Consider the following 9,466-nt stretch of genomic DNA (forward strand, 5'->3'; position numbering starts at 1 on the left):
CCGACGTGATCGTGGTCGGCCTGATCGGCGAACGGGGGCGCGAAGTCAAGGAATTCATCGAACAGATCCTGGGCGCCGAAGGCCTGGCGCGTTCGGTGGTAGTGGCCGCTCCCGCCGATACCCCGCCGCTGATGCGCTTGCAGGGTGCGGCCTATTGCACCTCCATTGCCGAGTATTTCCGCGACCAGGGCAAGGACGTGCTGCTGATCATGGATTCGCTGACCCGCTACGCCTACACGTCGGCGGGCGTGGCGGCGGGGATCGACCTCGCGCTCGCGCTGCTCGAGGAGGATCTCGGCACCGACGTCGCGCGCAGCGTCGCGCAGCACCTGCTGGTGTACATGCGCCGCTCGGCGGGGCAGTCGCAGTTCTCGGCGGCGCTGAAGCTCCCGGCTCCGCGCACCCCGCTCGCGCAGGCGGTGGCGGAGTACGTCGCGAACGACCCGACGCGGCCGACGACCGTGACCGAGCTCGCCGCGCACGTCAACGTCAGTCCGCGGCACCTGACCCGCGTCCTCCGCGAGGAGTTGGGCGTCACGCCGAGCGCGTACATCGCCTCGCTGCGGCTGGAACTCGCCGTCAACCAGCTCGAGAACGGACGCACGGTCGCCGAGTCCGCCGCGGCCGCGGGCTTCTCGTCCGCCGCAGCGCTCCGCCGCGCGTTCGTCGAGCGCTACCGCACGACGCCGTCGGCGTATCAGCGGCGGTTCCGCTCGCCGAGCGTCGGCATCGTCCCCGGCGACGAGCCCGCGACCGGGTGGGCGGGGTAGACCCACGTCGGGCGCCTACGGCACGATCGGGATGGATGCCAGGGGCTCGGCATCCACCCCCTCCTCCGCCCGTGCGCGGGCGACGAGATCGCGCAGAGCGGCGACGCCCGGGGTGCGCGGTTCGGCGAAGAACACCGTGACGGTGTAGCCGGAGGTGCCGGGGACGGCGAGGGTCTCGCTGCGCAGGCTCACCCAGCCGTGCGGCTCGATGTGCACCATCGGCCAGGAACTGCGGTGCGGACGGATCTCGCAGCGGCTCCAGATCGCGGCGAAGCGGGGATCGCTCGCCGAGAGCCCGTCCACGAGCGCGCGCAGCCGCGGGCTCCGGGGATCGGCGTAGTACCGGAGGGCGGCGGCGAGCGTCTCCGCCGTCCGGCGCCAGTGCGGCTCGGAATGCGGCTCGGGGAAGTGCTCGAACACCGACACGAGGAGGTTGAAGCCGACGCGCAACTGGTCGGGCGCGAGCAACCGACCCGGCGCGTTCACGGCCACGACGTCGAGGGTGCCGTTGAGGGCGTAGGCGGGGGTGTCCGCGTAGAGCTCGACGAGGGTGGCCACGCCGTCCGGGAGGTCGCCCTCGCTGGACGTCGGAGCATCGCCGGAGAGGTCCGCGATGCGATGCAGGTACTCCTCGCCGGGGCCGTCGAGCAGCAGCGCGCGGCCGAGCGCCGAAAGGACCTGCCGAGACGGCTGGTGCCCACGGCCCTGTTCGAGGCGCAGGTAGTAGTCGCTGCTGATGCCGGCGAGGTCGGCGACCTCGGTGCGGCGAAGCCCCCGTACGCGGCGCCGCGGCTCGCGCGGGAGCCCCACCTGCTCGGGCGTCAGTGACTCGCGGCGGTCGCGGAGGAACTCGGCCAATGGCCTCCCCATGTCGTGCACATCAGCCTCCGGCGAGTAGTGGAATGCTCCCTCCAATTCTCGGTGGGAGCGGTTCCTCGCGTGCTCCACGAACGGACACGAGTGCGTCGCAACCGGACGAGTGCGTTGAGAACACCCAGGGGCGACGGGATAGCGTTGCCTCATGGGTCGGCCTCGGCAATACGACGAACAGAGCCTGCTCGACACGGCGCAGGAGCTGTTCTGGACGCGCGGCTACGACCGCACGTCGCTCGAAGAGGTCGCCACGGCGTCGGGCGTCGGCACGAGCAGCCTGTACGCGCGCTACGGCAGCAAGCTCGGACTGTTCCTCCGCGTCTTCGGCCGCTACTGCGCGGCCCGCGTCGAGCTCGCCTCCGGCGGTCCGGCGGGACCGAGTGCCGACCTCGAGACCGCCGCCGCGGAGTACCTCGACCGCGTCGTCGCCGACTGCCTCTCCTACCCGGACCGCCGCGGATGCCTCATGCTCAACAGCATCGCCGAGCTCAGCGACCGGTTTCCCGAGGTCCTCGCGGTGGCCGACGCCGCGATCGACGAGATGGAGACCGCGCTCACCGCGCGGCTGCGCGAGACCGCCGACGCCCGTGACATCGCCCTCACGCCGGCGGATGCGCGCCGCGCCGCCGAGACGACGGTGCTCGCCTCGCAGGGCATCGTGCAGCTGAGCCGTCTGCGCGTGCCACCGGAGCGGCTGCGCGACCTCGCGGCTCGTTCGTCGCGGCTGCTCGCGCGCTCGGCCTGACGGTCCGCCGCGGCCGCTGCTCCCAGCCGCGGTGCTGCACGCGCCCGCGGCGCTGCACCCAGCCCCGGCGCTGTCCGCGCCCGCGGCCGCCGCGCGCCTCCGGAGACCGACGCGCAGGACTACGCGCGCAGCCGCTCCGCGCTGCGCTCGCGCGGCAGGGCGACCGGTGTCGCCGCGCCCGGCGTCCCCGCGGCCGGCTCTCCGCGGCGCAACTCCTCGTCCCACAGCCGCAGGAGCTTCAGGGTCAGATGCAGCGTGCTCCGCTGCAGGCCGTCGGCCAGGGCCTCGCGGACCACCTCCGGCATCTGCTCCAGCCGGTAGTACAGCGTCGTGCGGTGGATGTGCAGGCGCTGACAGGCGACCGAGGCGCGACCCGCGGCATCCAGGTACGCCTCGACGGTGTCCCGCTGCGTCGGGTCCTCCGCGGACGCGAGGACGAACGCCGCCGGGCACGCCTGCACGAGCAGCGAGCGGGACCGGGGCAGCGTCTGCACGAGCGCCCAGCCGCCGAGGTCCTCGGCGCGCACCGAGGTCACCTGGTCGGGGAGCGTCGCGCGCAGGTGCGCGGAACGGATGGCTCGCGAGACCGCGTCATCCACGTCGCCGTCGTCGGGCGACCCCGCGGCCAGCGCGAACCCCCGGGCGGTCATGCCCTGCGCGGCGGCCTCGGCATCCACCGTCCTGTTCAGGGCGTCGAGGTCGACGGAGCGGGATGCCACGAAGATCGCGGCTCCGCGACGGGCGCCGACGAACTGCAGGGCGCCGTGCGCGGCGGCGGCGAGACGTCGTCCGAGGGCGACGATCCGCAACTCCGGCGCCGGGTCGAGCACGACCGCGAGCAGCTCGATGCCGTCCGCGCGTCCGTCGATCCAGCGGCGGGAGCGGAGCTCCCACAGGGCGTCCCGGCGCACGCTCGAGTCGTCGTCGATGAGGCTCGCGAACACGCGGTCGCGCCGCGCGGCCGGACTCGCTCCGACCGCCATGTCGAGCAGGTGCACGGCGGCATCGATCAGCGCCCACTCGCGCGCGGAGATCTGGGCGCGCGTCCGGCCGCCGATCCGGAGCGCGGCGCCGTCGCCGAAAGCGATGTCGGCCGCGGCGTCCGCGGGCTCGTCGGGGCGGCGGATCGTCACGCGGCGCCCGAGGGCGTGGGACAACTGGTCGACGATCTGCGGCGGGTGCATCGTGCGGCTCCTCACGTGCGGTCCGGGGTGGGTACGGCCCACGCTACGGACGCCCCCGCCGGCGCGCGTGGCCCTGCCGCACCCACGCTGGAACGACGACGGCGCGCCCCGGGCGGGAGCGCGCCGTCGTGTGCGGAGTGCCGACTTACTCCTGGATGAACGCCAGGATGTCGGGGTTGATCACGTCGGCGTGCGTCGTGAGCATGCCGTGCGGGTAGCCCTCGTAGATCTTGAGGGTCGAGTTCTGCAGCAGCTCGTGCTGCAGGAGCGCGGCGGCCTTGTACGGCACGACCTGGTCGTCGTCACCCTGGAGCACGAGCACCGGGACCGTGATGGCCTTGAGGTCTTCGGTCTGGTCGGTCTCGGAGAACGCCTTGATGCCGAGGTAGTGCGCCTGCGCGCTGCCGGTCATGCCCTGGCGCCACCAGTTGTCGATGACGGGCTGCGAGGGGGTGACGCCCTCGCGGTTGAAACCGTAGAAGGGGCCGGATGCCACGGCCTCGAAGAACTCCGCACGGTTGGCGGCGAGCGCCTCGCGGAAGCCGTCGAACACCGACAGCGGGGTGCCCTCGGGGTTGGTGTCGCTCTGCAGCATGATCGGGGGCACGGCGGCGACGAGGACGGCCTTGGCGACGCGACCCTGCGGCTGACCGTACTGCGCGACGTAGCGGGCGACCTGGCCGCCACCGGTCGAGTGGCCGATGTGGATGGCGTTGTGCAGGTCGAGGTGCTCGACGACGGCGCTGACGTCGCTGGCGTAGTGGTCCATGTCGTGGCCGGTGCCGATCTGCGACGAACGGCCGTGACCGCGGCGGTCGGAGGCGATGACGCGGTAGCCCTTGTCGAGGAAGTACAGCAGCTGGGCGTCCCAGTCGTCGGACGACAGCGGCCATCCGTGGTGGAACACGATGGGCTGGGCGTCGGCGCTGCCCCAGTCCTTGTAGAAGATCTCGGCGCCGTCGGTCGTGGTCACAAATGGCATGTCAGCCTCCGCTCGGATGTTCGGCGAGCGCCCTCCGGGGGTGTGTTCCGGGGCGTCGCCGGTGAACATGCCTCACTGTAGGCGGGGGTGGGGACAGTGGCATCCGACAATCGTCCGAGAATCGTCCGACCGGCGGCGAGACGCGGCGGCTGCACAAGCTCAGCGCGATCCGCGCAACCTCAGCGATCCGCGCAACCTCAGCCGCCTGGCATCCATTCGAACTGAGATAGGGCGAATCACGGAGCCGGCGCCCGGCCGCAGCCGCGCGCCGGCGCGAGACGCGTCAGTCCTCGTCGTCGTCGAGCAGCCCGCCCGGGCGCCACAGCACGACGTCGGTCGCGCGGCGCACGCGGGCGCCGTGGCGCAGCGTCACGACCGAGCCGGTAGCTCCGGCGGCGAACACGCGCGCACCGGGGCGCGCCTGGCGCTCCGCCATGAGCTGACGCTCCAGGTCGCTGACGCGGCGGGCGAGTTCGTGCACGCGCTCCTCGAGGGCGAGGAGCCGCGCGATCGCGGGGAGGCTCATGCCCTCGCTCGACAGTCGCGCGACCTCGCGCAGCTGCTGCACGTGACGGCTCGAATACCGCCGCGATCCGCCCTGCGTACGGGCGGGCACGACGAGGCCGAGCCGGTCGTACTGCCGCAGCGTCTGCGGGTGCATGTTCGACAGCTCGGCGGCCACGGCGATCGCGAAGATCGGCGCGTCCTCATCGATTTCCTTCTCGGACACGGCCTCTCCTCTCTCGTCGATCGCCTGCTCCTGGCATCCGATTGTGGCGGATGCCAGGAGTCCAGCGTTACTGCCGCGCCTTGGCCATCAGGTCGGCGCGGGGATTCTCTTTCGGCTCGAGCTCGTGGAAGCGCTCGAGGGCCTCGCGGGCGTCGTCGTCGAGGTGGGCGGGAACCGCCACCTGGACTTCGGCCAGCAGGTCACCGGTGCCCTTGGACGAATGGATGCCACGCCCCTTGACGCGCAGCACGCGCCCCGACGGGGTGCCCGGGGCGACACGCAGCCGCACGGGGTCTCCGCCGAGGGTCGGCACCTCGATCGTGGCGCCGAGCGCCGCCTCGGTGAAGGTCACCGGGACCGTCAGCCGGAGGTTCAGCCCATCGCGGGTGAACACCGGATGAGGGCGAACCGCGACCGTCACGACGATGTCGCCGTTCTCGCCGCCGTCCGGAGACGGGCGGCCGCGACCGCGCAGACGGATCTTCTGACCGTCGGCGACACCCGCGGGGATCTTGACCTTGAACGGAACGCCGTCTTCGCCCTGCAGGGTGATCGTCTCGCCCTTCGCCGCGGTGACGAAGTCGAGCGTCGTCCGGGCCGTGACGTCGGCGCCGCGCTGCGGGCCGCCGAAGCCGCGGAAACCGCCCGACGGCTGCCCGAACCGGCCGGAGCCGAAGCCGCCGCCCTGCTGGTCGAACATCGAGAAGAAGTCGTCGAAACCGCCCGACGCTCCCCCGCGCTGCTGCCCGAACCGGCTGAAGACGTCGTCGAAACCGCCGCCGCCCGCCGTCCCGGGTGCCGAGAAGCGCGCCCCCGAGCCCATGGCCCGGATCTGGTCGTACTCCTCGCGCTGCTCGGGGTCGCTCAGCACGGCGTACGCCTCGCTGATCTCCTTGAACTTGGCCTCGGCCTTCGCGTCACCCGGGTTCGAGTCGGGGTGGTACTGGCGCGCGAGCTTGCGGTACGTCTTCTTGAGATCTGCAGCACTCACGCCCTTGTCGACACCGAGGACCTTGTAGAAGTCCTTGTCGAACCAGTCCTGACTCGCCATGCGTCCTCCTACTCGACCGGCACGGCGACGACGACCTTGGCCGGCCGCAGCTCGACGGAGCCGAGGCGGTAACCCACCTCGACGACCTCGAGCACGGTGGCCTGGGTCACGCCGGGCGTGGGCGCTTGGAAGATCGCCTCGTGGTGCTGCGGGTCGAAGGGCTCGCCGGCGGTGCCGTACGACACCACGCCGAGCCGCTCCGCCACGGCGCGCACCTTGTCGCCGATCGCGGCGAAGGGGGTGCCCTCGACGAGGTCGCCGTGCTTCTCGGCGCGGTCGAGGTCGTCCATGACGGGCAGCAGGCCCTTCACGGCCTCGCCCTTGGCGCGCTCGATCTCGCGCTCGCGCTGCTCCTCGGTGCGTCGACGGTAGTTGGCGTACTCCGCCTGCAGGCGCTTGAGGTCGATCAGCAGCGAGGCCTCCTTGTCGGAGGAGGCTCCCTCTGCGGCGGCCTCGGGCGTCTGCTCGGCGCCGAGGATGTCGTCGATCGTGAGGCCCTCGGCATCCGGGGTCTGGTCCGACGGCGCGGGGCCGGAGGTGTTCTCCTCCGGCCCCGTCGTCTCGTCAGGACCGGCGCCCGAGCCCTGGGGCTGTTCGTCGTCCTTGTGTGCCATCAGTTCTATCGCTTACTTCTTCTCGTCGGTCTCGTCGTCGACCACTTCGGCGTCGATGACGTCTTCCTCGGGGTTCGGCGTCTCACCGTTGCCGGGCTGGCCGACGTTGGGGTCGGCCGGCTCGCCGGCAGCCTGCGACGAGGCGTAGATGGCCTCGCCGAGCTTGCCCTGGCTCGCGTTGAGCTTGTCGAACGCGGTCTTGACCGCGTCGTCGTCGTCACCGGCGAGCGCCGTCTTGAGGGCGTCGACGTCGGCCTGGACGTCGTTCTTGACCTCGGCGGGCAGCTTGTCCTCGTTGTCCTTGATCAGCTTCTCGATCGAGTACGACAGGGTCTCGGCCTGGTTGCGGGTCTCGGCGGACTCGCGGCGCTTCTTGTCCTCGGCCGCGTTCTCCTCGGCCTCGCGGACCATGCGCTCGATGTCCTCCTTGGGCAGCGACGAGCCGCCGGTGATGGTCATCGACTGCTCCTTGCCGGTGCCCTTGTCCTTCGCGGACACGTGCACGATGCCGTTGGCGTCGATGTCGAAGGTGACCTCGACCTGCGGGATGCCACGGGGAGCCGGGGCGATACCGGTGAGCTCGAAGGTGCCCAGCGGCTTGTTGTCGCGGGTGAACTCGCGCTCGCCCTGGAAGACCTGGATCGCGACCGACGGCTGGTTGTCGTCGGCGGTCGTGAAGGTCTCGCTGCGCTTGGTCGGGATGGCCGTGTTGCGCTCGATGAGCTTGGTCATGATGCCGCCCTTGGTCTCGATACCGAGGCTCAGGGGGGTGACGTCGATGAGCAGCACGTCCTTGCGCTCGCCCTTGAGGACACCGGCCTGCAGGGCAGCGCCCACGGCCACGACCTCGTCGGGGTTGACGCCCTTGTTGGCGTCGCGACCGGTCTCCTTCTTCACCAGCTCGGCGACCGCGGGCATGCGGGTCGAACCGCCGACGAGCACGACGTGCGCGATGTCGTCGACCTTGACGCCGGCCTCACGGATGACGTCCGAGAAGGGCTTGCGGGTGCGGTCGAGGAGGTCCTTGGTGAGGTCCTCGAACTTCGCGCGCGTGAGCGTCTCGGACAGCGAGACGGGGCCCGACTCGGTGAGCGAGAGGTACGGGAGGTTGATCGAGGTCGAAGTCGAGCTCGACAGCTCCTTCTTCGCCTGCTCCGCAGCCTCCTTGAGACGCTGCAGGGCGATCTTGTCGCCCGAGACGTCGACACCGGTCGTGTTCTTGAACTGCGTGATCAGGTAGTCGACGACGCGCTGGTCCCAGTCGTCTCCACCGAGGCGGTTGTCACCGGCGGTGGCGCGCACCTGGATGGTCGAGAAGTCGTCGTCCTTGCCCACCTCGAGGAGGGAGACGTCGAAGGTTCCACCACCGAGGTCGAAGACGAGGATGAGCTCGTCCTCCTTGCCCTTGTCGAGGCCGTACGCGAGAGCGGCCGCGGTGGGCTCGTTGATGATGCGCAGGACGTTGAGGCCCGCGATCTCACCGGCCTCCTTCGTGGCCTGACGCTCGGCGTCGTTGAAGTACGCGGGCACCGTGATGACGGCATCCGTCACGCTGTCGCCCAGGTACTCCTCGGCGTCGCGCTTGAGCTTCTGGAGGATGCGCGCGGAGATCTCCTGCGGCGTCCACTTCTTGCCGTCGACGTCGAACGTCCAGGTCGTGCCCATGTGGCGCTTGACGGACGAAACGGTGCGGTCGACGTTGGTCACGGCCTGGCGCTTCGCGGTCTCACCGACGAGCACCTCACCGTCCTTGGTGAACGCGACGACCGAGGGGGTCGTGCGGAAGCCCTCGGCGTTGGCGATGACCTTGGGCTCGCCACCCTCGAGCACGCTCACGACGGAGTTGGTCGTCCCGAGGTCGATTCCCACTGCACGTGGCATATGTGTCTCCTTGATCATGAGCCGGGCGGATGCCACGACTCGGGGTTGCTTCTGAAGTCTGCTGCGCGGGTTGAGCCGCGATGACTCAAGGCTAGCGCAGCCCTCTCGGGGCGTCAAGCAGACTTGATATGGATTGGCTCAACTTCTGGCGCCAGGCCCGCGGCATCCCGCCGCCCGTGGGGGTTGGGGCGCATTCCTCCCTTCGGGGCGCAAAAACCACGCCCCAAACACACAAAGACGCCCCAAACCCCTGCCACCCTCACGTGTGTCGCAGCGAGACCCCGCACCGCGACCCCGGCCCGCGACCCTGCCCCGCGGCATCCGGGCCCGCGGCGTCCGGGCCTGCGGCGTCCGGGCGCCCATCGAGGTTTGGGGCGCATCCCTCCCTTCGGGGCGCAAAAACCACGCCCCAAACACACAAACACGCCCCAAACGCATCTCACCCTCACGTGTGTCGCAGCGAGACCCCGCACCGCGACCCCGGCCCCGCGGCCCCCGCCCCGCGGCATCCGCCCCGCGGCATCCGGGCCTACGGCATCCGGGCACCCATCGAGGTTTGGGGCGCATTCCTCCGTTTGGGGCGCAAGAATCACGCCCCAACCACGCAAACACGCCCCAAACCCCTGGCACCCTCGG

At 70.9% G+C, this 9,466-nt stretch carries 9 protein-coding genes; 2 read left to right on the plus strand and 7 right to left on the minus strand.

Annotated features, from left to right (window positions below; all coding sequences use genetic code 11):
* Window positions 1-770 (plus strand): helix-turn-helix domain-containing protein (locus tag I5G_RS26755; RefSeq protein WP_204365562.1); only part of this gene is annotated, 770 nt, incomplete at its 5' end.
* A gap of 15 nt (window positions 771-785) precedes the next feature.
* Here I5G_RS26755 and I5G_RS22360 read toward each other — a convergent pair.
* Window positions 786-1,640: a helix-turn-helix transcriptional regulator gene (locus I5G_RS22360; protein ID WP_051038791.1), complete on the minus strand. Its 855-nt coding sequence runs from the start codon at window positions 1,638-1,640 to the stop codon at window positions 786-788.
* A 151-nt stretch (window positions 1,641-1,791) separates the two neighbouring features.
* On the opposite strand from I5G_RS22360, the gene I5G_RS22365 reads away from it, so the two are divergent.
* Window positions 1,792-2,388, plus strand: a complete 597-nt coding sequence (locus I5G_RS22365; RefSeq protein ID WP_022879413.1) for a TetR/AcrR family transcriptional regulator — start codon at window positions 1,792-1,794, stop codon at window positions 2,386-2,388.
* Between the two features lie 119 nt (window positions 2,389-2,507).
* Here I5G_RS22365 and I5G_RS22370 read toward each other — a convergent pair whose 3' ends face one another.
* From I5G_RS22370 to dnaK, 6 genes are all read right to left on the minus strand, one after another.
* Complete coding sequence (locus I5G_RS22370; protein ID WP_022879414.1) at window positions 2,508-3,572, minus strand: helix-turn-helix domain-containing protein; 1,065 nt, start codon at window positions 3,570-3,572, stop codon at window positions 2,508-2,510.
* A gap of 145 nt (window positions 3,573-3,717) precedes the next feature.
* Window positions 3,718-4,554, minus strand: a complete 837-nt coding sequence (locus I5G_RS12840; protein ID WP_026095896.1) for an alpha/beta fold hydrolase — start codon at window positions 4,552-4,554, stop codon at window positions 3,718-3,720.
* Between the two features lie 283 nt (window positions 4,555-4,837).
* Window positions 4,838-5,284 (minus strand): heat shock protein transcriptional repressor HspR, encoded by a 447-nt coding sequence (locus tag I5G_RS12845; RefSeq protein WP_022879416.1) that lies wholly within the window; start codon window positions 5,282-5,284, stop codon window positions 4,838-4,840.
* Between the two features lie 67 nt (window positions 5,285-5,351).
* Window positions 5,352-6,335: a DnaJ C-terminal domain-containing protein gene (locus tag I5G_RS12850; RefSeq protein WP_022879417.1), complete on the minus strand. Its 984-nt coding sequence runs from the start codon at window positions 6,333-6,335 to the stop codon at window positions 5,352-5,354.
* Window positions 6,336-6,343: 8 nt separating this feature from the next.
* Window positions 6,344-6,949 carry a nucleotide exchange factor GrpE gene (locus I5G_RS12855; RefSeq protein WP_022879418.1) on the minus strand — a complete coding sequence of 202 codons (606 nt, stop codon included), beginning with the start codon at window positions 6,947-6,949 and terminating at the stop codon, window positions 6,344-6,346.
* Between the two features lie 12 nt (window positions 6,950-6,961).
* Window positions 6,962-8,830: a molecular chaperone DnaK gene (dnaK, locus tag I5G_RS12860; protein ID WP_022879419.1), complete on the minus strand. Its 1,869-nt coding sequence runs from the start codon at window positions 8,828-8,830 to the stop codon at window positions 6,962-6,964.
* Window positions 8,831-9,466 lie beyond the last annotated feature (636 nt).

This window comes from Microbacterium sp. B19 (assembly GCF_000333395.1).
Lineage (GTDB): Bacteria > Actinomycetota > Actinomycetes > Actinomycetales > Microbacteriaceae > Microbacterium.